25 protein-coding genes are annotated in these 26,876 nt (G+C 67.5%); 15 read left to right on the top strand and 10 right to left on the bottom strand.

Going from position 1 to position 26,876, the window contains the following annotated elements:
* Positions 1 to 32 precede the first annotated feature (32 nt).
* A complete protein-coding gene (locus ORI27_RS16725) occupies positions 33 to 647 on the top strand; it encodes a pyridoxamine 5'-phosphate oxidase family protein (RefSeq protein ID WP_265997984.1) in 615 nt (204 codons plus the stop codon).
* Here the strand turns inward: ORI27_RS16725 and ORI27_RS16720 are convergent.
* Positions 644 to 2,866 (bottom strand): molybdopterin oxidoreductase family protein, encoded by a 2,223-nt coding sequence (locus ORI27_RS16720; protein WP_265997985.1) that lies wholly within the window; start codon positions 2,864 to 2,866, stop codon positions 644 to 646. The genes ORI27_RS16725 and ORI27_RS16720 overlap by 4 nt on opposite strands.
* 39 nt (positions 2,867 to 2,905) lie before the next feature.
* Positions 2,906 to 3,667 carry an IclR family transcriptional regulator gene (locus ORI27_RS16715; protein ID WP_265997986.1) on the bottom strand — a complete coding sequence of 254 codons (762 nt, stop codon included), beginning with the start codon at positions 3,665 to 3,667 and terminating at the stop codon, positions 2,906 to 2,908.
* 91 nt (positions 3,668 to 3,758) lie between these two features.
* On the opposite strand from ORI27_RS16715, the gene ORI27_RS16710 reads away from it, so the two are divergent.
* The 3 genes from ORI27_RS16710 to ORI27_RS16700 all read left to right on the top strand — a co-directional run bounded on the left by ORI27_RS16710 (position 3,759) and on the right by ORI27_RS16700 (position 7,441).
* Positions 3,759 to 5,099, top strand: a complete 1,341-nt coding sequence (locus ORI27_RS16710; protein WP_265997987.1) for an FAD-binding oxidoreductase — start codon at positions 3,759 to 3,761, stop codon at positions 5,097 to 5,099.
* Entirely contained in the window at positions 5,096 to 5,881 is a 786-nt protein-coding gene (locus tag ORI27_RS16705) for a DAPG hydrolase family protein (RefSeq protein ID WP_265998097.1), read from the top strand. The genes ORI27_RS16710 and ORI27_RS16705 overlap by 4 nt, the downstream gene beginning before the upstream one ends.
* 105 nt (positions 5,882 to 5,986) lie before the next feature.
* The gene (locus ORI27_RS16700) at positions 5,987 to 7,441 is read left to right on the top strand and encodes a PE-PPE domain-containing protein (RefSeq protein WP_265997988.1); all 1,455 of its coding nucleotides are present in this window, start codon (positions 5,987 to 5,989) and stop codon (positions 7,439 to 7,441) included.
* A gap of 112 nt (positions 7,442 to 7,553) precedes the next feature.
* Here ORI27_RS16700 and ORI27_RS16695 read toward each other — a convergent pair whose 3' ends face one another.
* Positions 7,554 to 8,012, bottom strand: coding sequence for a GNAT family N-acetyltransferase (locus ORI27_RS16695; protein ID WP_265997989.1), 459 nt, complete (start codon positions 8,010 to 8,012; stop codon positions 7,554 to 7,556).
* Positions 8,013 to 8,030: 18 nt separating this feature from the next.
* Entirely contained in the window at positions 8,031 to 9,728 is a 1,698-nt protein-coding gene (ilvD, locus tag ORI27_RS16690) for a dihydroxy-acid dehydratase (protein WP_265997990.1), read from the bottom strand.
* A gap of 79 nt (positions 9,729 to 9,807) precedes the next feature.
* On the opposite strand from ilvD, the gene ORI27_RS16685 reads away from it, so the two are divergent.
* From ORI27_RS16685 to ORI27_RS16670, 4 genes are all read left to right on the top strand, one after another.
* The gene (locus ORI27_RS16685) at positions 9,808 to 10,410 is read left to right on the top strand and encodes a DUF305 domain-containing protein (RefSeq protein ID WP_265997991.1); all 603 of its coding nucleotides are present in this window, start codon (positions 9,808 to 9,810) and stop codon (positions 10,408 to 10,410) included.
* Positions 10,411 to 10,701, top strand: a complete 291-nt coding sequence (ricR, locus tag ORI27_RS16680) for a copper-sensing transcriptional repressor RicR (RefSeq protein WP_265997993.1) — start codon at positions 10,411 to 10,413, stop codon at positions 10,699 to 10,701.
* An 89-nt stretch (positions 10,702 to 10,790) separates the two neighbouring features.
* Positions 10,791 to 12,011: an MFS transporter gene (locus tag ORI27_RS16675; protein WP_323055617.1), complete on the top strand. Its 1,221-nt coding sequence runs from the start codon at positions 10,791 to 10,793 to the stop codon at positions 12,009 to 12,011.
* Between the two features lie 147 nt (positions 12,012 to 12,158).
* Positions 12,159 to 13,223 carry a L,D-transpeptidase gene (locus ORI27_RS16670; protein WP_265997995.1) on the top strand — a complete coding sequence of 355 codons (1,065 nt, stop codon included), beginning with the start codon at positions 12,159 to 12,161 and terminating at the stop codon, positions 13,221 to 13,223.
* An 83-nt stretch (positions 13,224 to 13,306) separates the two neighbouring features.
* On the opposite strand, the gene ORI27_RS16665 is transcribed toward ORI27_RS16670, so the two are convergent.
* Entirely contained in the window at positions 13,307 to 15,292 is a 1,986-nt protein-coding gene (locus ORI27_RS16665; RefSeq protein WP_265997996.1) for a M13 family metallopeptidase, read from the bottom strand.
* Between the two features lie 67 nt (positions 15,293 to 15,359).
* On the opposite strand from ORI27_RS16665, the gene ORI27_RS16660 reads away from it, so the two are divergent.
* Together ORI27_RS16660 and ORI27_RS16655 are read left to right on the top strand one after the other, a co-directional pair.
* Positions 15,360 to 15,968, top strand: coding sequence for a hypothetical protein (locus ORI27_RS16660; RefSeq protein ID WP_265997998.1), 609 nt, complete (start codon positions 15,360 to 15,362; stop codon positions 15,966 to 15,968).
* A complete protein-coding gene (locus ORI27_RS16655) occupies positions 15,965 to 16,654 on the top strand; it encodes a hypothetical protein (RefSeq protein ID WP_265997999.1) in 690 nt (229 codons plus the stop codon). The genes ORI27_RS16660 and ORI27_RS16655 overlap by 4 nt, the downstream gene beginning before the upstream one ends.
* On the opposite strand, the gene ORI27_RS16650 is transcribed toward ORI27_RS16655, so the two are convergent.
* From ORI27_RS16650 to ORI27_RS16640, 3 genes are read right to left on the bottom strand one after another with little or no spacing between them, the layout of a single operon-like run.
* Positions 16,641 to 17,063 carry a CoA-binding protein gene (locus tag ORI27_RS16650; RefSeq protein WP_265998000.1) on the bottom strand — a complete coding sequence of 141 codons (423 nt, stop codon included), beginning with the start codon at positions 17,061 to 17,063 and terminating at the stop codon, positions 16,641 to 16,643. The two genes, ORI27_RS16655 and ORI27_RS16650, sit on opposite strands and share 14 nt — an antisense overlap.
* 6 nt (positions 17,064 to 17,069) lie before the next feature.
* Entirely contained in the window at positions 17,070 to 17,564 is a 495-nt protein-coding gene (locus tag ORI27_RS16645) for an XRE family transcriptional regulator (RefSeq protein WP_407666328.1), read from the bottom strand.
* Complete coding sequence (locus tag ORI27_RS16640; protein ID WP_265998001.1) at positions 17,561 to 20,500, bottom strand: MMPL family transporter; 2,940 nt, start codon at positions 20,498 to 20,500, stop codon at positions 17,561 to 17,563. The genes ORI27_RS16645 and ORI27_RS16640 overlap by 4 nt, the downstream gene beginning before the upstream one ends.
* Before the next feature lie 265 nt (positions 20,501 to 20,765).
* On the opposite strand from ORI27_RS16640, the gene ORI27_RS16635 reads away from it, so the two are divergent.
* From ORI27_RS16635 to ORI27_RS16620, 4 genes are all read left to right on the top strand, one after another.
* Entirely contained in the window at positions 20,766 to 21,332 is a 567-nt protein-coding gene (locus ORI27_RS16635) for a hemophore (RefSeq protein ID WP_265998002.1), read from the top strand.
* Positions 21,333 to 21,462: 130 nt separating this feature from the next.
* Entirely contained in the window at positions 21,463 to 21,834 is a 372-nt protein-coding gene (locus tag ORI27_RS16630; RefSeq protein ID WP_265998003.1) for a heme-binding protein, read from the top strand.
* Between the two features lie 57 nt (positions 21,835 to 21,891).
* Complete coding sequence (locus ORI27_RS16625) at positions 21,892 to 22,560, top strand: response regulator transcription factor (protein ID WP_265998099.1); 669 nt, start codon at positions 21,892 to 21,894, stop codon at positions 22,558 to 22,560.
* 7 nt (positions 22,561 to 22,567) lie between these two features.
* Entirely contained in the window at positions 22,568 to 23,896 is a 1,329-nt protein-coding gene (locus ORI27_RS16620; protein ID WP_265998004.1) for a sensor histidine kinase, read from the top strand.
* A 112-nt stretch (positions 23,897 to 24,008) separates the two neighbouring features.
* On the opposite strand, the gene ORI27_RS16615 is transcribed toward ORI27_RS16620, so the two are convergent.
* Both ORI27_RS16615 and ORI27_RS16610 read right to left on the bottom strand, forming a co-directional pair.
* Positions 24,009 to 24,386 (bottom strand): DUF3054 domain-containing protein, encoded by a 378-nt coding sequence (locus ORI27_RS16615; protein ID WP_265998006.1) that lies wholly within the window; start codon positions 24,384 to 24,386, stop codon positions 24,009 to 24,011.
* 18 nt (positions 24,387 to 24,404) lie between these two features.
* On the bottom strand, positions 24,405 to 25,583 hold the full coding sequence (locus ORI27_RS16610) for a lysylphosphatidylglycerol synthase transmembrane domain-containing protein (RefSeq protein WP_265998007.1): 1,179 nt from the start codon (positions 25,581 to 25,583) through the stop codon (positions 24,405 to 24,407).
* A gap of 80 nt (positions 25,584 to 25,663) precedes the next feature.
* Between ORI27_RS16610 and ORI27_RS16605 the strand changes: the two genes are divergently transcribed.
* On the top strand, positions 25,664 to 26,815 hold the full coding sequence (locus ORI27_RS16605) for an AI-2E family transporter (RefSeq protein ID WP_265998008.1): 1,152 nt from the start codon (positions 25,664 to 25,666) through the stop codon (positions 26,813 to 26,815).
* Positions 26,816 to 26,876 lie beyond the last annotated feature (61 nt).

Below are 26,876 nucleotides of genomic sequence, written 5' to 3'. Positions count from 1 at the left end.
GAAAACGCACCATCGTCGAGGATAATGAAGCGATGCGCCGTGAAGTGACGACCATTGCGGATCTCCGCACGATCGTCGGCGAACCCGACACCTACGTCACGAACAAGGTGAAGGACCGGCTCTCGCCCGTGCAATGCGATTGGTTGGCCCATTCACCGCTGGGGTTCGTCGCCACGACGGACGGACACGGTCGCGTGGACGTTTCTCCGAAAGGTGACCCACCCGGATTCGTGCACGTCATCGACGACCGGACCATCGCGATCCCGGATCGCACCGGGAACAAGCGTGTCGACGGATACCTCAACGTCCTGCAAAACCCCCAGGTCGGGACCTTGTTTCTGATCCCGGGGCGCGGTGACACCCTTCGGATCAACGGACGAGCGCGCATCCTGGCCGACGCCGAGTACTTCGACGCGATGACCGTGCAGGGTAAGCGGCCGCTGCTGGCGATGGAGATCGGTATCGAGGAGGTGTTCTTCCACTGCGCCAAGGCGTTCCTGCGGTCTGATGCCTGGAAGCCCGAGACGTGGGATCCGACCGCGTTACCCAGCGTGGCCCAGCTGGCCAAGTCGTTGCGGTGGGACTGGACCGATGCCCAGCTCGAAGAGCGCTACAACGAAGACACCATGCGAGGTTCGCTCTACTAGCCGGCCGGCGCGACCCCGACCGGCAGCGCGTTGAGCACCGCGGTGCCCGACAACGGATCCAGCAGGGTGCCGTCGTTGAGGTTGTTGACGTTCACCCCCGGCTCTCGCGCCGCGACCCGCATCCGGGTGCCCGGCTCGGTGTGACCCCACCCGTGTGGCAGTGACACCACGCCCGGGCGGATCGCGTCGGTGATCTCCACGGGCACTTCGAGTTTGCCTCCGGGTCCGGTGACCACCGCGACGTCGCCGAGTCCCAGACGTGCGGCGTCGTCGGGGTGGATCTGCAGCGTGCAGCGGTTGGTTCCGCCGGACAGCGCCGGCAGGTTGTGCATCCAGCTGTTGTTCGAGCGCAGGTGGCGGCGGCCGATCAGCAGGAATCCCGGTTCCGGGGTCAGTGACGCCAGCAGTCTCGGGATGTCGGCGAGGATCGGGTCGGGGTCCAATTCGACAGTCCCCGAGGGTGTTCGGAGAACCTCGGGAATACGGGGGACGAGTGCTCCGAGGTCCACCCCATGGGGGGCGTCCTTGACCCGCTGCAGGGTCAGGCCGTCCGGGTTGGTGCCGAAGCCGTCACCGAACGGCCCGAGCCGCAGCATCATGTCCAGCCGACGTTCGTAGCCCCGGCCGTCGGGCAGCATGGCGGTCAGCTCTTCGACCGCGCGGCCGGCGACTGGCGAGTGCTCGTCGGCGACCTCCTTGCCCAGTGTGGACCCGATCACCTGGTCGTCCACCAGTTTCGGGTCGGCGTCGGGGCCCATCCCGAGCACGATCAGAGCCAGTCGGGACAGGATCTCGCACTCGTCTGGCCGCCCGTCCGGCAGCGGCAGCACCGGCGGGGAGAACCTGGCGTTGTTGCGCACTACCGCGCCGCTGAGGGCGATGTCGAAATGTGCTGCGCGAGAGGGTGGGGGCGGGGGCAGGATCACATCGGCATGGCGGGTGGTCTCGTTGAGGTAGGGGTCCACCGAGACCATGAACGCGACACTGGCGAGGGCATCGGCCAGGCGGGCGCCGTCCGGCGCCGACAACACCGGATTACCGGCGATGGTGATCATGGCGCGGATCTGACCCTCGCCGGGGGTTTCGATCTCCTCGGCCAACGCGACCGCGGGCAGCTCGGACAACACCTCGCGGTGACCGGAGACCCGGCTGCGCCAGCGGCCCGTCGCGAAACCCCGGCCGGGTCGGGCCGGGCGGGGGGCCGCGGCGATCGGTGAACTGGCGAACATGGCCCCGCCGGCTCGGTCCAGATTGCCGGTCAGGATGTTCACCACATCCACCAGCCAGCTGGTGATGGTGCCGAACTCGACGGTCGACGTGCCGATGCGGCCGTAGACCGCCGCGCTCGGTGCGGCGGCGATTTCGCGTGCCAGGGTGCGGATTTCCTCGGCGTCCACCCCGCAGTACCGGGCGACCGCGTCCGGCGGGAAGTCCAGCGCCGCCGCCCGCACCCGATCCAGCCCCGACACGTGGTCGGACAACCGGCCCAGGTCGACCAGATCCTCGTCGAAAAGGACATGCACGATGGCGAACAACAGCGCGGCATCCGAACCCGGGCGGACGGCCAGATGGCGGTCGGCCCGTTCGGCGGTCCGGGTGCGGCTGGGGTCGATCACCACCAGCTTGCCGCCACGGCGGCGCAGCGCTTTGAGTTTGCCCGGGAAATCGGCGGCGGTCGCCAGAGAGCCGTTGGACACCAACGGATTTCCACCGATCACGACGAGGTAGTCGGTGCGGTCGAGGTCGGGGATGGTGAAGGCCAGCGGATTGCCGTACAGGTAGCCGCAGGACACGTGTTTGGGCATCTGATCCAGGGTGCTCGCGGAATACACCTGGCGGGTGCCCAGCGACTTGATGACCACCGGCCCGTAGAGCGCTCCGGCGATGGTGTGCGCGTTGGGGTTACCGAGGTATACCGCCACCGACGGGCTACCGGTGTCGGCGATGACGCGCTGCAGACCCTCGGCGGCCGCGGCGAAGGCCTCCGGCCAGGTGGCTTCGACCAGTTCGCCGTCGCGGCGTACCAGGGGGTGTTGCAGCCGGTCGGGATCGTTGTCCAGTTCGGCGAAGCTGGCGCCCTTGGGACAGATGAAGCCGTGACTGAAGACGTCGTCACGATCGCCGCGGGCCGACACCACCCGGTCGTCGTCATCGATGGTGAGGACCAGCCCGCAGGTGGCCTCGCACAGCGGACAGATACGCAAAGCGGTGCGGCTCATGTCTGCCACTGTGCTCCGCGGGCCGACCCGCTGGCAAGGTCAGCCTGACCAGACCGGCGAGTCCAACGCCGACCGCAGCGCGGTGACGATGCGGTCGGCGTGTTCACGGAAACGGTCGGTCGGTGCGGGCACCGAGATGGCGACGATGTTGCCGCCGGCGGCCCGCCCCGCGATCCCGGCTGCCGAGATGCCATCGGTGTGTTCATCCCGGTCGAACGCGACCCGATCGGTCCGGACCTGGCTGATCTCGGCACGCACCCGGTCGGCCGCGGCCGGGTCGAGGCAGGCCAGCGCCGAATCGACGCCCGCATCGTCGAACAACGCCAGCGCGGCCTTTCCGTTGGCGGTGTCGTACAGGGTGAAGCGTCCCCCGATGGCTGAGACCGCGCGCAGCCGATGCGGTGATTCGATCTGATCGATGAACAACATCTGACCGCCGCGGTACACCGAGAGGTCCGCGGTCTCGCCGGTGGCCTCGGCCACCCGTTCCAGGGTCGGCCGGAACGCCGAGGTGATCTGGGCGGCGTTGGCGTTGGCCAAGCCGAGCAGCCGCTCGCCCAAGACGATTCGACCGTCGTCGTCCACCGTGGCGAATCCCACCTCGACTAGACCGACCAGCAGCCGCCGCGTCGTCGACTTGGCCAAACCCAGCCGGCCGTGCAGGTCGACCAGCCGTAGTCGGCCGGGAGCGGTAGCGATTTCGTCGAGCGCGGCCGCCGCGCGGCGCAGGACCTGAATGCCGTCGTCACGAGCGCTCGGTGCGCGACCCTCGCCGACAACGGAAATTTTCGGATCTGCCATCTCGTCGTCCCTTCCCTCCGCGTACCCACCCAGCGTAGTGTGCCGCATTACGGACCATTGAGATCCGCAATACGAATTAGAGGAGGCTTTTGTGGGGTCACTTCCTGAGGGCCGGCATTTCTTCCGCGGCGACGACGGATATGGGGATGCGCGCCGCGCGACGGTGTGGAACCAGCGTGTGCCCGACCGCTATCCGGATGTCATCGTCCAGGCGGTCGACAGCGACGACGTCGTCGCCGCCGTGCGCTACGCCAAGACCAACAACAAGCAGGTCAGCATCAAATCCGGCGGGCACAGCTGGGCCGCGAGCCACCTGCGCGACGGCGCAGTGCTGCTCGACATGAGCCGGGTCGATCAGACCAGCATCGACGCCGAGGCGATGACGGCGGTGGCCGGGCCCGGCAAGGGCGGCAGTGTGTTGGCCGCCGAGCTCGACGCGGCGGGATTGTTCTTCCCCGCCGGACACTGCAAGGGGGTGTGCATCGGCGGCTATCTGCTGCAGGGCGGCTACGGCTGGAACAGCCGGGTCGTCGGTCCGGCCTGCGAGAGCGTGATCGGGCTGGACGTGGTGACCGCCGACGGCGAAAAGATCTACATCGACGCCGACAACCACCCCGACCTGTACTGGGCCGCCCGCGGCGCCGGACCGGGCTTCTTCGCGGTGGTCACCGGGTTCCACCTCAAGCTCTACAAGAAGCCGGCCGTGCTGGGCAGCAGCTTCTACGCATATCCGATCGAGCTCGCCGACGAGGTCTTCACCTGGGCGCGTGGAATTTCCGCGGAGGTCGACCGCCGGGTCGAGTTGCAGATCGTTGCCACCAGCAGCGTGCCGAACGCGGGCATCGACCGGCCCGCCATCGTGATGGCCTCACCGGTGTTCGCCGACACCGAGGCCGAGGCGAAGGAGGCGTTCGGCATCCTCGACCGATGCCCGGTCGTCGACAAGGCGCTGGCCGCGTTTCCGTATGCACCGATGGGCCTGCCCGATTGGTACACCGCGGTGATGAGCAACTACCTCGCCGACCACCGATACTCCGCGGACAACATGTGGACCAACGCCTCGGCCGCCGAACTGATGCCGGGCATCCACCGCATCCTGAATACCTTGCCGCCGCATCCGTCGCACTTCCTGTGGCTGAACTGGGGTCCATCGCCGCAGCGCCAGGACATGGCCTACAGCCTGGAAAGCGAGATCTACCTCGCGCTGTATGCCGGCTGGATGGATCCCGCCGACGACGACAAGTACGGCGACTGGCCGCGCTCCAACATGGCCGCGATGGCGCCGCTGGCCACCGGAATTCAACTGGCGGATGAGAATCTGGGCGCCCGGCCGGCGAAGTTCGCCACCGATGACGCCATGGCCAAACTCGACCGGGTGCGAGCCGCCTACGACCCCGACGGGCGGTTCCACAGCTGGATGGGCCGACTCTGATGGCCGACACCTATCTGGGCTACCGCCCCGGCGACGGCGATACCGCGTGGGGCAAGTACTTCAACCCGCAGATGGCCGAGTTACCCCGGCATGCCGTCGTGGCGCTCGAGCACGGGCCCCAAGCCGATCAGACCATGCTCGGATTCGATGCTGCGGCAACCCTTGTCGACGACGGGTACCAGCAGACCGAGAACGGCTACGGCACCCTTCGCGGCGGCGGGTTCCACGTCGCGATCCGCACCGACATGCCCGATGTCACACCGGCGATGTGGGACTGGTGGTTCGGCTGGCACGGCAGCGACTCGACGCGGTACAAGCTATGGCATCCGCGTGCGCATGCCTCGGCGCACTGGGGCGACGGCGAGGTGGGCTCCGGTTACGTGGGGCGGACCTCGATCATCGAGGAGTACCTGGGCTCGGCATACGCCAAGGCGGCCATCCAATTCCTCGAACCGTCCGCCCTGGGCATCGACGTGGCCGCGCTCGGCGCCGACGTCGCGGTCTGCGCCCGGCTGGGATCCAGCGAGGTGCCGGTGGACATCGGCTGGTTCATCCACCACGTCCGGGCCACCCCCGGCGGCGCCGAGATGCGGTCTCGGTTCTGGATGGGCGGGCCGTACATCGGAGTGCGCCGCGGCAACCGGCTCGCGGATTCGGTGATCCGTCCGATCGCCGCGCATCAGCTCCCGGAGCCGCGGGACCTGCTGGTGCATTGCGCGCAGGAGATGAACCACCTGGCCGCGATCCTGCCGGCAATCCATGGCGAGTTCGCTGCCTCCTGATCGACCAGGGTGCCGCGCACGGACATTGCCAATTCCCCGCCGCCGCGCAACAGAGGGGTTATGTTCCTGAGAGCAGCCTGAGAATTCGGCCGAAGGGGCGGGGAAATGGTAGCTGTGGCACTGTTGAGCAGGATCCGGCGCGGATCGAAGGTCGGGACCAGGAAGGCCGCGCTCGTCGGCGCGGCCGCGGCGACGGCGGTGGCCATGGCGATGGGTACCGCGGCGACACCGGTGGCGCCCGCGGCAAACGCGTTGACCCTGGACACGACGACCACCGGACCGTTGCTGTGGGCTGTCTCCGCGCTCGGGGTCGACAGCATCACCATCCCCAACGTGCCGGTGGTGGGATCGATCACGCTCAACCTGGGCTGGACCAATTCCGAGCCGGCCAACCTCAACGACGTGATCAATGCAGCCACCTTCGGCCCGTTCGTCCTGGGGACCGCGAGCCGGCCCAACGTCCTGGCCAGCAACGCCACCGGGCCGCTGCTGTTCGCCTCGGGAACGGCCGTCCCGAACGCGATCGCCACCTACCAGGCGCTGTTGTCGAGCGCCGGCGGTGACACCCTGCCCGGATTCAGCCCGCTGGTCGCGGCGGGCAAGGTCAGCTCGATCACCGGCCAGCCCTGCTCATCGGGCATCACCTGTGTGCAGGGCACCAATGCCACCAACCTGGCGATCGGGCTGCTGCGCAACCCGGAAACGCCCAACGGGGGTCTCTACGCGCGCTTCGCGCCGATCCTGAATCTGTTCGGCATCGACCCGGTCAGCCCGGACGCCGGTTCCGCGTCGAGCACCGGTATCAGATTCAGCGCGGCGTTCGTCAATGCCGCGCTCGGATACGACATGCTGTCGGATTTTCCGGAAACGTTGAATCCGTTCTCACTGGCCAACTCGGTGCTGGCGACGGTGCTGCCGACGTATCTGGCCGGCGGCGTCCAGATGCAGGGCACCGACCTCAACACGATCGAAAACAACCTGATCGCGCTGGCGACCCTGGGGACGGTCAGTACCACCTACAGCACGCTGGTCCCCAACGACCTGCCTCTGCTGGAGCCGCTGCGCCTGCCGTCGCGAATCCTCAACGCCGCCTTCGGTGCTCTAGGGGTTCCGATCAAGCTCGGCACCCCGCTGGCCGACGCCCTGCAGCCGGCGTTGGAGATCCTGGTCAACACCGGGTACACCGACGTCCAGACACCGAGCGAGGGCGGTACCTACAACCGGACGTATGACCAATCGGGGCAGTACGTTCCGTACCTGTCGCAGGCGACGCTCACCCCGCAGGAGTGGGCTGCGGTTCCCGGTGACGTGGTCAAGGCGCTGTTCACCGGCGTCAAAGACGTGCTGACCGGGCAGCCCACCACAGCGTCCGACTCGGAGGAATCGCCTGCCGCACAGACGGTATCGGTCGCCGCCACCCCCAGGACAACGAAGACGGCCGCCAGCGCCAATTCGGCCAAGCCTGCCAAGAAGTCCCGCTCGGCTGCGAGCAGCCACAAGTCGGGTCACAAGGCCTCGGCGCACAAGGGCGTGGGCGGATCGAAGCGGGCCGCCAGCTGAGCCCGCGCTGGCCGCTGAATGTCCGCGAGTTCGAGCGGACGGCTCTCCGGCGACCACGATGTCTGTCGGAAACGCGATATCAGTGGTGATATCACGTTTCCGGCACACCACATCATCCGGACGGAGCCGCCGAGCATGTGACCACCACTCGATATGTGACGGGCCGGCCGCCCTGGTGCACAACGATCTCACCGGCATCTTTGGACCCAAGTCGGCGGGTCAATCGAAGACTTCGAGTGTTCCAATCCTGGACGGCGGCGCGCAGTGCCTGGCCGGGGTGCCGGAGAGTCAGGTAACTCAGCACCGTCGCTCCGAATGCAGCGCCGTGACCCTGCCCGACGAGTGCGGGATCCATGCCCATGCCGACATCGAGAATTCCCGGCTCCTCGGTCATTCCTGGGACACGCGCTGCGATCCCGGTGCAGCAGAATCCGATTAGCGTCTGATCAGAGGTCACCGAGTGGTAAGACGCCAAGCGATCGAGGAGCGGCTGCGCAGAGTCGAGGTCGTATACCGCCCACGCACCGTCGTAATGCCAGGTTGCTATCAGCCCGGCCTGGGCAACCGTCATCGCACGAACGTGCAAGACCTAACCGCAGACCGCCCCGTTGGCGGCCGAGCCGACCAGCTTGCGGTACTTGGCCAGCACGCCGGTGGTGTACTTGGGTGCCGGCGGGGCGAAGCCCTTCCTGCGGGCCTCGAATTCGTCGGCGTCGACCAGTACGTCGAGGGTGCCTTGGCCGACGTCGAGGCGGATCCGGTCACCGTCGCGCAGGAAGGCGATGGGCCCGGCGTCGACGGCTTCCGGCGCGATGTGACCCACGCACAGGCCGGTGGTGCCGCCGGAGAATCGGCCGTCAGTCATCAGCAGGACATCCTTACCCAGCCCGGCGCCCTTGATCGCGCCGGTGATCGCCAGCATCTCGCGCATACCGGGACCCCCCTTGGGACCCTCGTAGCGGATGACGACGACGTCGCCGGCCACGATGGTGCCGTCCTCGAGTGCGTCCATCGCGGCGCGCTCACCGTCGAAAACTCGTGCGGTGCCTTCGAACACGTCAGAGTCGAAGCCCGCCGACTTGACCACCGCGCCTTCGGGAGCCAACGAGCCGTGCAGGATCGTGATGCCGCCGGTCGGGTGGATCGGATTGCTGAGCGCGCGCAGCACCTTGCCGTCCGGGTCCGGGGGCGCGATGTGGGCGAGGTTGGCCGCCATGGTCTGTCCGGTGACCGTCATGACGTCACCGTGCAACAGCCCGGCATCCAGGAGCGCCTTCATGATCACCGGCACGCCACCGATGCGGTCGACGTCGAACATGACGTGCTTGCCGAACGGCTTGACGTCGGCCAGGTGCGGCACCTTGGCGCCGATCCGGGTGAAGTCCGCCAGGTCCAACGTGACGCCCGCCTCGTGTGCGATCGCCATCAGGTGCAGCACCGCGTTGGTGGATCCGCCGAACGCCATCACCACCGCGATCGCGTTCTCGAACGCTTCCTTGGTCAGGATGTCGCGAGCGGTGATGCCCCGGCGCAGCAACTCCACGACGGCTTCGCCACTACGCCGGGCGTAGCCGTCCCGGCGGCGGTCGGTGGCCGGCGGAGCGGCACTGCCCGGCAGCGACATGCCCAGCGCTTCGGCGGCGCTGGCCATGGTGTTGGCGGTGAACATGCCGCCGCAGGCGCCCTCGCCCGGACAGATCGCCCGCTCGATGGTGTCGACATCATCGCGCGACATCAGCCCGCGGGCGCACGCGCCGACCGCCTCGAAGGCGTCGATGATCGTGACGTCCATCTCGGTGCCGTCGGACAACTTCGCCCGGCCCGGCAGGATCGAGCCTGCGTAGAGGAAGACCGCGGCGAGATCGAGTCGCGCGGCCGCCATCAGCATGCCCGGTAGCGATTTGTCGCAGCCGGCCAGCAGCACCGAACCGTCGAGGCGCTCGGCCATCATGACGGTCTCCACGCTGTCGGCGATGACCTCACGCGACACCAGCGAGAAGTGCATGCCCTCGTGACCCATCGAGATGCCGTCGGAGACCGAGATCGTGCCGAATTCCATCGGATAACCGCCGGCGGCGTACACGCCGTCCTTGGCGGCCTTCGCCAGCCGGTCCAGCGAGAGGTTGCACGGGGTGATCTCGTTCCACGACGACGCCACCCCGATCTGCGGTTTGGCGAAGTCCTCGTCACCCATGCCTACCGCGCGGAGCATCCCGCGGGCGGCGGCCTTCTCCAGACCGTCGGTGACGTCACGACTGCGGGGCTTGAGATCGGGCGTTTGGCTCACCGGTCAAGTATGCCGTCGTCGCGGGTGGTCACCAAATTACTTTTAATACCCCCAAGGGGTATTACGGTACGGTGTGCTGATGATGTCCACCAGCCGCCGCATCGTCGCGGCCGCCACCGCCCTGGCCGCTATCGCCGCCGGGTCCGCCTGCAGCACGCCCGAGGACCACTCTCCGCCCGCCACTTCGACCACCGCCAGCGAGACGGTGGCCGCGCACAACGCGGACGACATCATGTTCGCGCAGATGATGATCCCGCATCACCAGCAGGCGGTGGAGTTGTCGGCACTGGCACCTGCGCGCACCACCAATCGGGAGCTGCTCACCCTGGCGTCCAACATCTCGGCCCAACAGCAGCCCGAGATCAACGCGATGAAGGCGCTGCTGCTGCAATGGGACGTCGACCCCAACGCCATGCCCGACCACGGCGGACACGGCGGACACGGCGGCGCGATGCAAGGAATGATCGACGACGCGACGATGGCCAAACTCGAGTCGCTCGAGGGTCCCGCGTTCGACACACTGTGGCTTCAAGCGATGATCAGCCATCACCAAGGGGCCGTCGAGATGGCCAAGGCCGAGATCGCCAACGGGCGGAGCGCCGACATGACCGCGATGGCCAAGAGCATGGTGACCGCGCAGGAGGCCGAGATCAATCAGATGAAGCAGATGCTTGGAGGGTAAATGACCGGCGCACATGGGTATTCGGCGCGCAAGGAGAACTATGCCAAGCGCCTACGCCGGATCGAGGGTCAGGTCCGCGGTATCGCCAAGATGATCGACGAGGACAAGTACTGCATCGACATCCTCACCCAGATCAGTGCGGTCAACAGCGCGCTGCAGTCGGTGGCGCTGGGTCTGCTCGAAGAGCATCTCAACCACTGCGTCACGCACGCGGTCGCCGAGGGCGGCGAGGAGGCCGACAAGAAGCTGGCCGAGGCGTCGGCGGCGATCGCCCGGTTGGTTCGCTCCTGACGCTGACCGTCTGAAGGTCGGCCCGTGCAACACCGGGCAACGTCAAGCCGATTGTGCGCGGCAGCCGATACCGTGATGGCGTGCCCTCAGTGCCGAATCGCACCGGCCCATGGACACCGAGGGTAGCGACGGCGCTGGCCGTCCTGGCGGCCGCGGCGTTCGTCTATGTCACCGCGGAGATCATGCCGGTCGGGGCGCTGCCGGCCATCTCCCGCGACCTGCATGTCAGCGAGGCTGTGGTCGGCACTCTGCTGGCCAGCTACGCGTTGGTGGCGGCGGTGGCCACGATGCCGCTGGTGCGCTGGACGGCGACCTGGCCGCGGCGCCGTACCCTGCTGTGGACGCTGGCCTGCCTGTCGGTGTCGCAGCTGATCTCGGCGCTGGCCCCGACGTTCGAGGTGCTGGCGGTCGGCCGGATCCTGTGTGCGCTGACCCATGGGCTGATGTGGTCGGTGATCGCCCCGATCGGGGCGCGCCTGGTGCCACCCAGTCACGCCGGCCGAGCCACCATGGCCGTCTATGTCGGCACCGGGCTGGCCCTGGTGGTGGGCAGTCCGCTGACGGCGGCGTTGAGCCAATTGTGGGGCTGGCGGTTGGCGGTCGGGGCCATCACCGTCGCCTCGCTGGTGGTGCTGGTGGCCGCGCGGATCGCGCTGCCCGTGATGGCGGTGACCGGCGCGGTCGCCGGCGTGCGGCCGCGCCGGGGTGGCCACCACCGCAACCGGCCGTTGGTGGTGATGTGCGTGTTGACGCTGGTCGGAGTCACCGCGCACTTCATCTCCTACACGTTCATCGTGGTGATCATCCGCGATGTGGTCGGTGTGCGTGGCGCCAATCAGGCCTGGCTGCTTGCCGCGTATGGCGTTGCCGGCCTGACCGGGATGGCCTTGTTGGCCCGGCCGGGGGACCGTTACCCGAAGGCCGCCGTGGTGGGTTGTCTGGCGGGCTCGTCGCTGGCCTTCGCGGTGTTGGCAACGCTCGGTTTCGCCGACTGGCACGTGTTCGCCGCGGCGTTGTGCGGCACGGCGGCGATCGTGCTGTGGGGAGCGACGGCCAATGCGATGCCGCCGATGTTGCAGGCCGCAGCCATGCGGCACTCGCCGGAGGATCCTGACGGGGCCTCTGGTCTGTATGTGGCCACCTTCCAGGTCGGCATCATGGCGGGATCGCTGGGCGGCGGTTTGTTGTATCAGCATGCCGGGGTGGCGGCGATGATCACCGCCTCGGCGGTGTTGATGCTGGGCGCGCTCGTGTGCGTCGTGTTCAGCCGGGGCCTGTTCGCGATGCACCCGGCTACCAGCGAAAAGTAACGTCTGTCACCGCCCGCCCGACTATCTGCACAGGTCAGGGCGGTGACACCGGCCCCGGTCGGATTCGCTGGCGAATCAATTTCGGAAGGGTACCCAGGGTGGGTGTGCCTACACTGGGTTCGAGTCGGTATCGAGGGAGTTTTGGTTATGGCGCTGCGGGTGAAGGGGGCGATCGCCGCCACGTTGTGCCTTGTCGGGGTGGCCGCCGGAATCAGTCTCGGCAGCGGTTCTGCGCTGGCCGATCCGGAGCAATCGCCGGTGGATCCCGCGATCGTCGACGTGCCACCGGTGGAGGTGCCGCCACCTCCGCCCGACCCGTTCCTTGCGCCTGCCGACCCGGCCGCCCCTCCGCCGGGCGATCCGGCGATCGCCCCGCTTCCGCCGCCACCTGATCCGTTTGCCCCGCCGTCGGCGGATCCGCTGGCCGCTGCGCCGGCGACCACCGCCGCGGCCGGCACGGTCAAGGGACAGAACCCGCTGCCCTACACCGGTGATCCGGTATTCGCTCCGCCGTCGTTCAACCCGGTCAACGGTGCGCTGGTCGGTGTGGCCAAGCCGATCATCATCAACTTCGCCCGCCCGATCGCCAACCGGCCGCTGGCCGAATCGGCGATTCACATCTCCTCCGTCCCGCCGGTTCCCGGCGCGTTCTACTGGACGACCGATACCCAGGTGCGCTGGCGGCCTTACAGCTTCTGGCCCTCGGGGACCGTGGTGAACATCGACGCCAGCGGCGTCAAGTCCAACTTCCGCGTCGGTGACTCTCTGGTGGCCACCGTGGACGACAAGACCCATCAGATGACGATCACCCGAAACGGCAAGGTGGAGAAGACCTTCCCGGTCTCGATGGGCAAGCCCGACGGCAAGCACGAAACCAAGAACGGTACCTACTACGTGCTCGAGAAGTTCCCGGACATCATCATGGATTCATCGACCTACGGGGTGCCGGTGAATTCCGCCGAGGGTTACAAGTTGAAGGTGCAGTGGGCGGTGCGCATCGACAACAGCGGAGCCTTCGTGCACAGCGCGCCGTGGTCGGTGGCCGATCAGGGCAAGCGCAACGTCAGTCACGGGTGCATCAACCTCAGCCCGGCCAACGCCAAGTGGTTCTACGACAACTTCGGCAGTGGTGACCCGATCGTGGTGAAGAACTCGGTGGGGACGTACAACAACCCCGACGGTGCTGACGACTGGCAGTGGCAGCTCGCCTGACCAGGCGCGAATCTTCAAAGGTCAGGCACAGCAACGGCACCGCCACTCGAAACTTTTGCTCGATGGCTACAGTCTCGGCGAAGTCAGTTCCAGATCCGCACGCGCCGATCGGGTTCCAGGTACAGCTCGTCGTCGACGCTGACCTCGAACGCATCGTAGAAGGCGTCCATATTGCGGATCACGCCGTTGCAGCGGAACTCCGGCGGCGAGTGCGGGTCGGTCGCCAGCCGCCGAATGGCCTCGGCCTCGCGGGATTTGGTGCGCCATACCTGAGCCCACCCGAAGAAGACACGCTGCGGGCCGGTCAGGCCGTCGAGCACCGGAGCGGGCCTGCCGGCCAGGGACAGTTCGTAGGCCAGCAGCGCGATGGACAGCCCGCCCAGGTCGCCGATGTTCTCCCCGACGGTGAACGCGCCGTTGACGTGGTGCGACGGCTCGAGTCCGCGCGGCACAAAGGCGTCGTACTGCTCGATGAGCGCCTTGGTGCGCGCGCCGAATTCGGTGCGGTCCTCGTCGGTCCACCAGTCGACGAGGTTGCCGTCGCCGTCGTACTTGGCGCCCTGGTCGTCGAATCCGTGGCCGATCTCATGGCCGATCACCGCCCCGATACCGCCATAGTTCGCCGCATCGTCGGCCTCGGCGTCGAAGAACGGCGGCTGCAGGATCGCGGCGGGGAACACGATCTCGTTCATGCCCGGGTTGTAGTAGGCGTTCACCGTCTGCGGTGTCATGAACCACTCGTCACGGTCGACCGGCCCGCCGAGCTTGGCCAGCTCCCGGTCGTGAGACACCTCGGCGCCACGAATAATGTTGCCGTACAGATCGTTACGATCGACATTCAGCGTCGAGTAGTCTCGCCACTTGGCCGGGTAACCGATCTTCGCGGTGAACTTGTCCAGCTTGACCAGGGCGCGCTCGCGGGTGGCCGGTGTCATCCACTCCAGGTCGTTGATGCTGACCCGGTAGGCCTCGCGCAGGTTGTCGACGAGAACGTCCATGCGGGCCTTGGCGTCCGGTGGGAAGTGCCGCTCGACGTACAGCCGCCCGACCGCGTCACCCATCAGGCTTTCCACCAGCGACACCGCCCGCTTCCAGCGGTCGCGGATCTGCTCGGTGCCCGACAGGGTGCGGCCATAGAAGTCGAAATTCGCTTCGACCACTGCGTCGGTCAGGTAGGCGGCCCTGGCGTTGATCAGCCGCCAGCGTGCCCAGTCCTTCCAGTCGGCGAAGTTGTGGCTCGACCACAGCTCGGCGAAGGCTATGAGGTAATCGGGCTGGCGCACCACCAGTTCGGCCACCGAGCCCGGCGTGGTACCCAGGGCCCCGACCCAGCCGGCCCAGTCGAAGCCGGGCGCCTCGGCAGGAAGATCGGCGAACGTGCGCAGGTTGTACGTCAGGTCGGCGTCGCGGCGTTTCACGACATCCCAGTGCGCGGCGGCCAACTTGGCCTCCAGTGCCACGATCCGGGCGGCCCGCTCGGCATATTCGTCGGCGGTGCCGCCCAGGACGAGGGCGAACATCGCGCCGATGTGTGCGGGGTAAGCGGCCAGGATGGCGGCGTGCTGCTCGTCGCGATAGTACGACTCGTCGGGCAGGCCCAGACCCGACTGCGTGACGTGGACGAGATAGCGCGACGAGTTCTTGGAGTCGGTGTCGATGTAGAGCCCGACGCCGCCGCCCATGCCGGTGCGCTGCAGCGCGCCGAGGACCGTGGCCAGCGCGCCCGGGTCGGCCGCGGCGTCGATCCGGGCCAGCTCGTCGAGCAGCGGTTGAACACCGCGACGCTCGACAGCGGCCTCATCCAGGAAGCTGGCGTACAGGTCGCCGATCCGCTGCTCATCGGTATTCGGCTCGCTCCCCGACCTCGAGGCTTCGATGATCAGCTCCCGCACCTGCTCCTCGGCCCGGTCGTACAAGGTGCGAAAGGCCCCGTCGGTGGCCCGGTCACCGGGGATGGCGTATTCGGTCAGCCAGCGTCCGTTGACATGGCCGAACAGGTCGTCTTGCGGGCGGACCTCGGCCTCGACATGGGACAGGTCGATACCGGAGCGCAGTGTTTCAAGCGTCACCCAACCATCCTTACCAGAGGTCAGAGGCCGACGTCTGGCCCGCAGGGCCACCCGGTAACCTCGCCACATGCCCGAGGCCGAGCAGACACCGCAGTCTGGCCAGGACCAGGACGAGGCTCCCAACCGGGTGTTCTCCGGCTACGGTGTCGCCTCGGCCGTCCTCGGGCTGGTGTCCGTGGTCGCGATCGTGCTGGGCACGTTGATCTGGTCGGCACACCGCAACGCGACCGACGAACGTGCCTATCAGACCCGCGTGATGGCTGCGGCCGCCGAGTGGACCGGGGTGCTGATCAACATGAACGTCGACAACGTCGACGCCAGCCTGCAGAAGCTGCATGACGGCACCGTCGGGCAGCTCAACGCCGACTTCGAGGCCGCCATCACGCCCTATCGCGAAGTGGTCCGGACGCTGAAGGCCCGCACCACCGGACAGATCGAATCAGTGTCCTTCGAAGCGGTTCACCATGACCTTGATGTGCAACCGGGCCAGCGCCCGCCGGCCCCGGCAACCCTGCCGCCGGAACTGGCGCAACGCACCGACACCGTGCTGGTCATCGCCACCTCGGTCAGCGAGAACGCCGCCGACAAACCCGCGACTGTGCATTGGAACCTGCGCCTCGGCGTCTCAGATGTGGACGGCAGGCTGATGATCTCGCGGCTGGAGTCGCTGCGATGAGAAACTCAGCGCGCGTGCTGGCATTCGACATCGCCGCGCCGCTGGCCGCTGTCGGCGCACTGCTCGCGGTGGGCGTGGTGCTGAGCTGGCCGCTGTGGTGGGTGTCGGTGTGCTCGATGCTGTGCCTGCTCATCGTCGAGGGTGTCATCGTCAACTTCGTTCTCTACCGGCGGGATTCGGTGACCATGGGCACGGACGACGACGGCGCGGTGCTGCGCCTGGCGGCCGTCGCGCTGGCCACCGCGGCACTGGTGGGTGCGGTCGTCGTGGGCTACACCCGGTGGACGCTGCCTGACCAGGACTTCACCCGCGACTCCGCGGAGGTGGTTCGGATCGCCACCGATGTCGCCCAAGCCACCGCAACCTTCACCCCGGCCGATCCCATGTCGTCGATTGACCGGGCCGCCTCTTTCATGGCGCCCGATCGGGCGGGCGCATTCAAGGGTGAATTCGGCAAGGCCACAGCTGATTTGGCCAAGAAGAACATTTCCGCCTCGGCGCAGACCATCTCAGCCGGCCTCGAGGCGTTGGGGCCCGCTGCGGCCAGTGTCGCGGTGGTGATGCGGGGAACCCAGAGCCAACCCGGTCAGCAGCCGAGTACCGCGGTGCTGGCCCTGCGGGTGGGGCTGGTCAAGCAGGATGGCCGGTGGCAGGTTCTCGACATCACACCGATCAACGCCCGATGAGCCGGGCGTAGTCGACCTTCAGGCAGCGGTCCATCACCACGCGCATGCCGGCGTCCTGCGCCCGCTTGCCGATCTCCTCGTCCCACAAACCCTGTTGCAGCCAAAGGTATTTCGGGTGCGGGTTCAGTGCGAGCGTGTCGGTGAGCACTGCGTCGAGCTCGCCGTGCCGGCGGAACACGTCGACCATGTCCGGTACGACCGGGAGGTCGGCCAGCGACGGGTAGACCGGTGTACCGTCGATGTCGTCGATGTTCGGGTTCACCGGGTAGAGCTCGTAGTGACTGAACCTGGCCAGATACCGATATACGTCATTGCTGGGCCGGGCGGGGTTGTCCGAGGCGCCCACCACCGCGACAGTGCGGGTGTCCCGCAGAATCTGTTCGAGCTCAGCAGGATTCGTGGAGAGCACGCGCTGCTATTCGGCACCGGACACGCGCTGTGCGCGCATCTTGGCGAACCGGTCAGAGAGCCGGCGCATCCGGATCATCAACGAGGCCGGCGGGCTGATCGTCCCGTCGAGGTAGCCGGCCAGATCCTCCTGAGTCACGCCGATACGCGAGGCGAACTCCTGAATAGCCAGCCCGGAACGATCGAGAAGGAGTCGCACATGGCGGGCCGCCTCGGCGCGCTCGTTGGCCTCCAGGTGCCCCCGCGCGCGGATCAAGACCTCCGACAGTGCTTTGGAGATGCCGTAGGGTTGCGAGTTCTCCAGCACTTCCTCGACTTGTCTGGCGGTGCGGCCGTAGGGATCGCGTTTGATGGCCACCACGATGCTCTGCCAGATGGTGATGTCCCCGGTTTCGAGCGCGTCCCGTATCGAGGCCGTCGGCCAGAACTCGACAGGCCGCCGGTCGGCGAAAGACTGCGCGGCCGGCGTCGGCACGGCGTCGCGATCCGCAGCCACCGTCACCTCGCCTCCTCAAGGATCGCCACCGCCACCGAAAGGCAACGCTGCCTGATCCGCTCCCATTCGGCCGCTCCCTCCGGCCCCGCCCATCGGTCGTCGTCGTCGACGTCGGACGGGTTGGGATCGGCGAGCCGCCGCACCAACTGGGTTGTCACCCATTGTCGCGTAGATTGTCCAGAACAGTAATACCGGTCCATCCCTGCGAGTACCACCGCGGCGGCTCCGGTATCCATCACACCGATCAGGTCCGCGAATTCGGCGAAATCGCCCCGGCTGTTGCGACAGATGATCAAGTAGGCCTGCATCCGAAGCGTTTCGGCGCACGTCGGGATCTGGAGCCGGTCACCCGTCGGCAACTGGACGTTGGTGGTCTCCACCGGGCTCAGCCGCTCGACGCCTCCGTACCGGGTATCGGCCCCGGTTTCCAGGGCGTCGAGTGCGATGGCGAGACGACCACGCCACATCGTGACCGGGTGGACGGGCCGTGCCGTAGCCAGCCTGGCGCTGCGGTAACCCCGGATCAGTTTCACGGTCGCGGTGGTGCTGACGCCGACCTTGACGGGCCGGTCCGCGGTGGCGTCGTCGCTGCCCTTCACCTTGCCGGCCAGCTCGTGGCATCCGCTGAACGCCAGCGGGTCAGCCACGCTGACCGCGTCCGGCGCCAGGTTCTTCAGCCGGGCCGCGCCCTTGACGACCATTCGCAGATCCGCGGCCGGCGGCACCAGCGCGGAGATGTCGTCGGGGATGACGACGAGGTCGCCGAGGTCGACCTTGGGCAGGGGTTTCTCGAAGTCGACCGACGGCAGGATGCGGGCCAGCCACGAGGGTAGCCACCAGTTCCACTGGTCGAACATCGCCATCAGCGCCGGTACCAGAACAAGCCGAACCACGGTGGCGTCGACGGCGATCGCCACCGCGCAGGCCACGCCCAGCTCGGCGACCAACGGCATACCGGCGAACGCGAACCCGGTGAACACCGCGATCATGATCAGCGCGGCGCTGGTGATGGTGCGGGCGCTGGTGGACACCCCGTAGGCGACCGCATCGCGGGTGTCACCGGCCTGCAGGTAGCGCTCCCGGATCCGGGTGAGCAGGAAGATCTCGTAGTCCATCGACAGGCCGAACGTCATCGCCAGCACCAGCGGCGGAATCGTGCTGTCGATCGACGTGATGCGCTCGAAGCCGAGCCCTTCCAGCCAGCCCCACTGGAAGACCATCACCAGACTGCCGTAGGCGGCCGCGACGGACAACACCGTCATCAATACACCCTTGAACGCCAAGAACACCGATCGCACCGAGATCAGGAGCATCACGAACGCGATCAGCGCGACGAACAAGAACACCCACGGCTGAGTCTGCGACACCCGGTCGTCGAAATCCTTGATCAAGGCGGTGGGGCCACCGACGTCGATCTGCACACCAGACGCCGCCGGAAGCGCACGCAGGTGACTGCGCATCCAGTCGATGGAATTGCGGGCGGCGAGGTCTTCGGGGTCCACCGACAGCACTGCCGAGAACAGGGCGCTGTCGTTGTTGTCGGCGAACACCGGTGTCGAAACCGAGACGATATCGGGCGCCTTCGCCAGCTCGCTGCTGATCGCCTCGAGCGCGGGGGCGTTCTTGGGATCGGATGCCCCGCCGTCTGGGAAGGTGACCAGCACCCGCACCGGGCCCAGCGCGCCGGGGCCGAGTGCCTCGGCCGCCGCGGCCACCCCGCCGCGGATCTCGTGGGCGGACTTGAACTGGCGCTGCATGCTGTTGCCCAGCACCATCGAGAATGCCGGCGCGGCCATCAGCAGCAAGACCAACGTGGCGGCCAGGGCCGACAGCCACGGCCGGCGCATGACCTCGCCGACCCATCGGGTCCAGAACCGCGACTGGGTGGCTTCCCCGCGCCGGGACCACTGCAGCAGCGGCGAACGTTTGGCCACCGACCGTCCGAAGGTGGCCAGCACGGCAGGGGTCAGCGTGGTTGAGGTCAGCACCGCGATGGCCACCGCCAGGATCGCGCCGGTGGCCATCGAGCGCAGGACGGGTGTGTTGATCAGGTAGATGCCCGTCAGCGAGGCGATCACGGTCAGACCTGACAACAGCACTGCCAGGCCCGAGGTGGCCATCGCCGCGTCGGCTGCCTGCTGCGGGTCGCGGCCGGCGCGCAGTTCCTCGCGGAAGCGCATCAGGATGAACAGTGAGTAGTCGACGGCCAGTGCGATGCCGAACATCGACACCGTCGACGTGACGAACACCGACATGGTCGTGACGGTGGACAACAGATAGACGACGCCCATCGTCACCACCACCGTGCACAGTCCCAGCAGCAGGGGGACAGCGGCAGCTGCCAGCGAGCCGAACACCGCGAGCAGGACGATCAGGACGATGGGGAGGTTCCAGCGCTCGGCTTCGGCGATGTCGTGCTTGGTGGTGGTCTGGGCGGCCGCGCCGAGGGCGCCTTGCCCGATGACATACAGCCGCACCCGGCCATCCTGGGTCTGGCCAGGCTGATCACCTTCAACGCCGACCTTCTGGCGCAATTGACGCGCGATGTCGACGGCGCCGGTGTTGTTGAAGTCCAGCCGCAGCGACACCACGTAGGGCTTGTCCGGAGCGGGTGCGGGCTGGGCCGGGTTCGGCATCACGACGACGCTGGGAGTCTGTTTGGCGATTTCTTCCAACTTGGCGACGGCGGCGTTCATGTCGTCGTAGCTGGCATCGGCGCGGGGGGCGGCCACCAGGGCCAGGGGAGAGGCGCCCTGCTCGGGGAAGTGGTCCTCCAGGTGGTACTGCACGTGCAGCGATTGCGAGCCCGCCACGTCGAATCCGCCACCGGTGAGGTGGTTGGACTGGGTGAGGGCCAGATAGACGGCTGGCACCAATGCCAGCAACCAGCACGAGAAAACCAGCCAGCGGAATCTGCGCAGGTTGCTGGACAGACGCATCATGAACTGCTGGATGTCGATCTCCCCGCATTCTCCCCGGATTGCGTGGCAGTGAGCGTACCGCAGATAGCTGTGCGTTGACCTGTCGCGATCGGCGGCTTAGCTGGATTGAGACCTGCTGCTCGGGTCCTCGTTACCGACGCCGAAGTGGAGCCTCGCCGCCCCCGATGGCAGGATGTGCGTTGGTCACGTACCGGGTCGGGGAACTTAGCCGGGTCGTAGCAATGCTGCGGTGCGGCTCGTTGTCAGCGAACCCGAGGAGTCCCCCATGTCTGCGTCCACCGTCTCGATGATCGCGGTCGCGCGCCGCGGCCTGACCGCTGTGCTGGCCGCCACGGCGGCCGGGGGTGCGGCCGCCCTCCTGCTGGCGCCGTCATCGGCAACCGCCGCACCGGACCCGTGCGCGGCCAGCCAGATCGCCAAGACGGTCGGCACAGTTGCTACCAACACCGGGAACTATCTGGACACCCACCCACAGACCAACCAGGCGTTGACGACGATCTCCCAGCAGCAGGCGGGCCCGCAGACCCTGGTGGCACTGAAGAGTTATTTCGACGCCAATCCCGACGCCGCCAAGGACCTGCAGAACATCCAGCAGCCGCTGCAGGGCGTGTCCACCCGGTGCAAGCTGCCGGTGAGCCTGCCGCAGCTGCTGGGTCTGCTGCAATCGGCTCAGGCGGGCGGGCTGCCCGGGACGGGGCCCGGTGCGCTCGCCGGGGCCACACCGGCCCAGAACGTCGCCGGCAGTCAGATCCCGCTGGGCCGTGGACCGCTGCCGGGGCCGGCGACCTACAGTGCCGGTGATCAGCGCGTCACCACCACCCCGGGTGCCTGACCAGCTGCTTAGGAACATTTCCACTATTGGTTACGCTCAAGGCGCGAAAGTCGGCAGCAATTCTGCTTAGCTTTCTTGTGTCAGTAGCGGTTACTGGCACGGCTTCTCCCAACTCTTAAGGAGTCCGAGCATGTTGGTTAAGGCCCGTCTGGCCCGTCGCGCGGTCGTCGGAGTGATCGGCACGGGCGCTGTCGCCGGCGCAATCCTGGTTGGCACGGCACCGTCGGCGCTCGCCGACCCGCCGCCGAACTGCACCGCCGCCGACCTTGCCGGGGTGGCTGCAGGTGTGTCCGCCGCGACGTCGGCGTACCTGTTCACCCATCCTGATGTCAACGCCTTCTTCACCGGTCTGGAGGGTGCGCCGCGCGACACCATCCGGTCTGAGGTGAAGCAGTACCTGGACTACAACCCCTCGGTGAAGGCCGACCTGACCGGCATCCGCCAGCCGCTGGTCGACCTGAAGAACCGCTGCGGCAGCGCCCCAGATGTTCCTGATTCCTAATCCGCGGTGCGGGTAGGACAGCAGCCCGCGCAGGAAGGCGCTGGCCGCACCGTCCTGATGGTCGACGATGACCCGGACGTCCGGACTTCGGTCGCACGCGGCTTGCGGCATTCGGGGTTCGACGTCCGGGTCGCGGCGACCGGCAAGGAAGCACTGCGGCTGTTGGCGAATGAGAATCACGACGCGTTGGTGCTCGACGTCCAGATGCCCGAGCTCGACGGTGTAGCGGTGGTTACGGCCCTGCGCGCGCTGGGCAACGACATTCCCATCTGTGTGCTCTCGGCGCGGGATACCGTCAACGACCGCATCGCCGGCCTGGAGGCCGGTGCCGACGATTATCTGACCAAGCCCTTCGACCTGGGCGAGTTGGTGGCTCGGCTGCACGCGCTGCTGCGGCGGGCGGCGAACTCGCAGGAGGGCTCCGACGCGGTCACCATCGGACCGCTCACGATCGACACCGCGCGGCGGCTGGTGTTCGTCAACGGCGACCGGGTGGAGCTGACCAAGCGTGAGTTCGACCTGCTGGCCGTGCTGGCCGAGAACTCGGGCGTGGTGCTGTCCCGGCAGCGGCTGCTGGAATTGGTGTGGGGCTACGACTTTGACGTCGACACCAATGTCGCCGACGTGTTCATCAGCTATCTACGCCGAAAGCTGGAACGCGAGGGTGTGCCGCGCGTGATCCACACCGTGCGCGGAATCGGCTACGTGCTTCGGTCGGAGCCGTGAGCCGCCCGTGACGTGGTCGGGCCGTAGCCTTTCTCTGCGCGTCCGGGTTGCCCTGGCCGCAGCCGTGGCCGCCGCCATCGTCGTCGCCCTGCTGGCGGCGCTGACGTCGATCGTGCTGGCGAACAACGATGACGCGCAACTTGATCGCCGCCTGGACTCGATCGTCGACGCGAGCATGTATCCCGAACAACTACGGGATCCCAGCCGTGTGCTGACGACGGGACGATCGCGGTCCACCGGCCAGGTCGTCTTCCAGCGTGGCTTCCAACTCCCGCCGCTGCCGCCGGGGACGACGACGGTCACGGTCAACAGTCGCGATTACCGGGTGCGGACCGTGTCTGTCGACCAGTCGGGCGGCATCCTCGTCTCGATCGGTATCCGCGCCGACAGCATCCTGTTGAGCCGCGCGCGGATGCCGCTCTACGTGTTGATCGTGTGCCTTGCCGTGATGGTGGCCGCCGCCCTCGGCTGGATACTGGCCGGGCCGGCGATCCGGCCGCTGTTGCGGCTCACCGAACAGACCCGGCGTCTGGGCAAGGGCAGCGACCAGCTGGCCCCGGTGCACGGTGCCAGGGAAGCGGAGGACCTCTCCGAGGCGATGGTGGCAATGCTGAACCGGCTGGCGGATGCCCAACTGGCGACCACGAATTCGCTGCAGGCGGCCCAGGATTTCGCGGCCAACGCCGCCCACGAACTGCGCACGCCGCTGACAGCGATGCGGGCGGATCTGGACACGTTGCGTATCCACGACCTACCGCCTGAGGAGCGCGACGAGGTGGTCGGTGACCTGTCCCGGGCGCAGCGCCGGGTCGAGGCGATCATCACCGCGCTGGGGCAGCTGGCTTCCGGTCAGCTGGCCCGGGCCGAGGACCGGGAGTCGATCGACGTCGCCGAGCTGCTCGACCGGGTGGCTCGGGAGAATGTCCGCTCCGGTGCCGTCGAGATCATCGTGGAGGCCGACGAGGCCGGCACGGTATGGGGCTGGCCGGCCGGGCTGCGACTGGCGGTGGACAACCTGGTGCGCAACGCGATCACCCACGGGGAGGCCACCCGCATCGTGCTGCGGGCCCATCGCTACGAGCCGTGGCTGGCCATCACCGTCGACGACAACGGCCGTGGCCTACCGGCCGAGGAACATCGAAAGGTGTTGGGGCGCTTCGCCCGTGGCAGTACCGCCACGACCGGGGGCTCGGGGCTCGGGTTGGCGCTGGTGGCTCAGCAGGCCGCCCTGCATGGTGGTGCCATCGAGCTCTCTGACGGTCCGCTCGGTGGCCTGCGGGCGGTCCTGACGGTGTCGGTCTATCCGGTGCCCGTCGCTCCGGGCGGGCCGGCATAGTCCATTTCGCCCGCCGAGCGTGGGTGCTATCGAGGATCTTTCCCGGGGATTTTCAACGATCTCCCCACGCACGGCGGTCGGGTTCGTTGCGCATCGTCGTCGAACTGGTCGCTTAGCGGCTGCGCTTGCGGATCGCCGCGGCGATTCCTCGCCATCCCACCAGCAGCAGTGCGGTCACCACCGACGCGACGACGATGAAGCTGGCCGCGACTCCCTGAGAACTGGCTTTGCGCAGCAACATTCCGACGACGACGGTGGATAGCCACACGATGACACCGGTCGGCGCGACGGCGGTCGGTGCCCGCCAGCCACGGGAGATCAGCCAGCCGATCACGGTGCCGGACAGAAACGGCCATGCGGTCTCGGCGATTCCGGAGAGCGTCAGCCCCTCAGCGTGGCTGCGGCGGCCGAGCGCGCAGAACACCAGCACACAGAGGACATCCCCGGCGAGCGCCGCAACCGCGGGCCGGGGGTCGGTACGAACTGCCATGCTCGGATCCAAGCACAATCAGTGGCGGGTCTCGTCATCCGAGCCCGGGCACGGTGGTGGCACCGGGCCCTGCAATGCGGTGTCGCCCGGGTCGTTCACCGCCTGGTCACCGTCATCGTCGTTGGCTAAGCCCAGTTCATCGACGACAGCGCCACGGTCGAGCGCTCCCTCGGTGCGGAACATGAAGAAGAACACCACCCAGCCGATCGCCGAGATGAAGATCCAGCTCACGAGCCGGTAGATCAGCATCGCGGAGATGGCGTCGGGTAGCGCCATCCCGCTCGACACCAGGCCGGGAACCAGGACGGCCTCCACCACCAGCAGGCCACCGGGCATCAGCGGGATCGATCCGACCGCTCGGGCGGCGGCGTAAGCCACGGTGATGCCGGCCAGCGAGGGTTTGCCGCCGGCCGCGTAGGCGGCGAAGGCCAGGCACGCGACGTCGGCGACCCAGTTGAAGTACGACCAACCGAACGCCACCCCCAGTTCGCGGCGGCTAAGGCTGACCGATTCGAGTTGGCGCAGCGTCTCCCGCCATTTGTGCAAACCGGTGTCCGCGTGCTTGCCGCGCACGGAGTTGACCCATCCCAGCACCCTGACCCCGATACCGTCGATGAGTTCGGGGCGGGTGGCCACGGCCTGAGCGAGCAGGACCAAGGCGATGAACCCGCCGAGGGTGAACAGCAACGAGAAGGGATTGTTCTTGGCGCCCAACAGGAATGCGCCGCCGAGGCCCAGCAGCGCCAGCCCGACGATCTGCAGTGCCCCGGACATCACCAACTGCCAGGACGCGACCACCGGGGATGCGCCCCAGGTGCGCTGCTGGCGGTAGATGAAGGTGGCTGACAGCACCGGCCCGCCGGGCATCGTGGTGCTCAGCGCGTTGCCGGCGTAGAACGCCGCTTCGGAACGCCACTGGTGGACGATGACCCCGGCCGATCGCAGTAGCGTCCGCTGGATCTGGGCGAAGCTGTGCATCGACGCAAGTGCGACGACGATCGCCGCGAGAACCCACCAGGCATTCGCCGAGGTCAGGCTCATCCAGGCTTTGGCCAGCTGATCCCACACCAGGGTGGCCTCCACGGCCAGCACGATCAGCGCGACGACGAGTACCGCCCAGCGGACCCACCAGTACTTCCCGCGTGCCGGGGGTTCGTGTTCCTCGCGGGCGGTATTGACCGGCGCGTCATAGGACACGCAGATCAGGGTAACCGGGCGGGGCGGCATCGATGGTGTTCGGCGCGGGATATCTGCACGTGCCGGTTACGCTGGGCCGCATGCCGGCGACCCGCGCTTCGGACGACGAATCCGTCGATCCCCTCGTCCGCAAAGCCGCAGCCTGGGCATGGCGTTTGCTGGTGATCGGCGGCTTCATCGCGGCGTTGCTGTGGTCGGTCGCCAAGCTTCAGGTCATCGTTGTGCCGGTGGCGCTGGCCACCATGGTGACCGCGCTGATGCTGCCCGCCGTCGACTGGCTGGACCGACGGGGTGCGCCGCGGGGCGGTGCGGTGGCCCTGGTGCTCCTCGGCGGCTTCGGGGTATTCGGCGGGATCATGACTTTTGTTGTCAGCCAATTCGTTTCAGGTCTCCCGGGCCTGGTGGAACAGGTCACCCGCAGTATCGACGGCCTTCGCAACTGGCTCATCGAGGGCCCGCTACACCTGAGCCGCGAACAGATCGACAACGCCGGCGACACCGCGATCAAGGCCTTGCAGGACAACCAGGAGAAGTTGACCACCGGCGCGTTGTCCACCGCCGCCACGCTGACCGAGATCATCACCGGCGCGTTTCTGGTGCTGTTCACACTGATCTTCCTGTTGCACGGCGGCCGCAACATCTACGACTTCGTCACCAGGATCGTCCCGTCGGGCACCCGCGAGCGGGTACGGGAGGCGGGCCGAGCCGGATTCGGATCGTTGATCGGCTATGTGCGGGCCACGTTCCTGGTGGCGCTGGTGGACGCGGTAGGTATCGGCACCGGCCTGGCGATCATGGGGATCCCGCTGGCGCTGCCACTGGCCTCGCTGGTCTTCCTCGGCGCTTTTATCCCACTGGTGGGCGCCGTGATCAGTGGTTTCCTCGCCGTGGTGGTCGCACTGCTGGCCAAGGGCGTGGTCTACGCCCTGATCACGCTCGGGCTGATCATCGCGGTGCAGCAGTTGGAGGCCCACATTCTGCAGCCGCTGGTCATGGGCCGCGCGGTGTCCATCCACCCGCTGGCGATCGTGCTCGCGATCACGGCCGGCGGCGTGCTGGCCGGCATCGTCGGCGCGCTGCTGGCGGTTCCGTTGGTGGCCTTCCTCAACAGCGCGATCCGGGTACTGGTGGCCGAGGATCCGGCCGAAGAAGCGGCCGAACTCGAGGCGCAGGATGGCGTCGTGATCGACGCCGCACCCGATGTGGTGCCGCCTAAACGCGATCAGGAGTAGCTCACGCCCGGATTGACGAAATGTCAGGATTCACTTGAGCTTTCGCGGCGATTTGTCGGTT

The sequence above is a fragment of the Mycobacterium pinniadriaticum genome (assembly GCF_026242045.1).
GTDB classification, from domain to species: domain Bacteria; phylum Actinomycetota; class Actinomycetes; order Mycobacteriales; family Mycobacteriaceae; genus Mycobacterium; species Mycobacterium pinniadriaticum.
This window is presented reverse-complemented; position numbering and strand designations above follow the sequence as displayed.

Bases quoted from the DNA above. Each gene is read 5' to 3' on its own strand.
- ORI27_RS16635 (WP_265998002.1), top strand. From the start codon at position 20,766: ATGTCTGCGTCCACCGTCTCGATGATCGCGGTCGCGCGCCGCGGCCTG.
- ORI27_RS16660 (WP_265997998.1), top strand. From the start codon at position 15,360: ATGCCCGAGGCCGAGCAGACACCGCAGTCTGGCCAGGACCAGGACGAG.
- ORI27_RS16695 (WP_265997989.1), bottom strand. From the start codon at position 8,012: ATGACGGTTGCCCAGGCCGGGCTGATAGCAACCTGGCATTACGACGGT.
- ORI27_RS16715 (WP_265997986.1), bottom strand. From the start codon at position 3,667: ATGGCAGATCCGAAAATTTCCGTTGTCGGCGAGGGTCGCGCACCGAGC.
- ORI27_RS16725 (WP_265997984.1), top strand. From the start codon at position 33: ATGCGCCGTGAAGTGACGACCATTGCGGATCTCCGCACGATCGTCGGC.
- ORI27_RS16685 (WP_265997991.1), top strand. From the start codon at position 9,808: ATGATGTCCACCAGCCGCCGCATCGTCGCGGCCGCCACCGCCCTGGCC.
- ORI27_RS16670 (WP_265997995.1), top strand. From the start codon at position 12,159: ATGGCGCTGCGGGTGAAGGGGGCGATCGCCGCCACGTTGTGCCTTGTC.
- ORI27_RS16640 (WP_265998001.1), bottom strand. From the start codon at position 20,500: ATGATGCGTCTGTCCAGCAACCTGCGCAGATTCCGCTGGCTGGTTTTC.
- ricR (WP_265997993.1), top strand. From the start codon at position 10,411: ATGACCGGCGCACATGGGTATTCGGCGCGCAAGGAGAACTATGCCAAG.
- ORI27_RS16720 (WP_265997985.1), bottom strand. From the start codon at position 2,866: ATGAGCCGCACCGCTTTGCGTATCTGTCCGCTGTGCGAGGCCACCTGC.
- ORI27_RS16625 (WP_265998099.1), top strand. From the start codon at position 21,892: ATGGTCGACGATGACCCGGACGTCCGGACTTCGGTCGCACGCGGCTTG.
- ORI27_RS16655 (WP_265997999.1), top strand. From the start codon at position 15,965: ATGAGAAACTCAGCGCGCGTGCTGGCATTCGACATCGCCGCGCCGCTG.
- ORI27_RS16630 (WP_265998003.1), top strand. From the start codon at position 21,463: ATGTTGGTTAAGGCCCGTCTGGCCCGTCGCGCGGTCGTCGGAGTGATC.
- ORI27_RS16615 (WP_265998006.1), bottom strand. From the start codon at position 24,386: ATGGCAGTTCGTACCGACCCCCGGCCCGCGGTTGCGGCGCTCGCCGGG.
- ORI27_RS16700 (WP_265997988.1), top strand. From the start codon at position 5,987: ATGGTAGCTGTGGCACTGTTGAGCAGGATCCGGCGCGGATCGAAGGTC.
- ORI27_RS16605 (WP_265998008.1), top strand. From the start codon at position 25,664: ATGCCGGCGACCCGCGCTTCGGACGACGAATCCGTCGATCCCCTCGTC.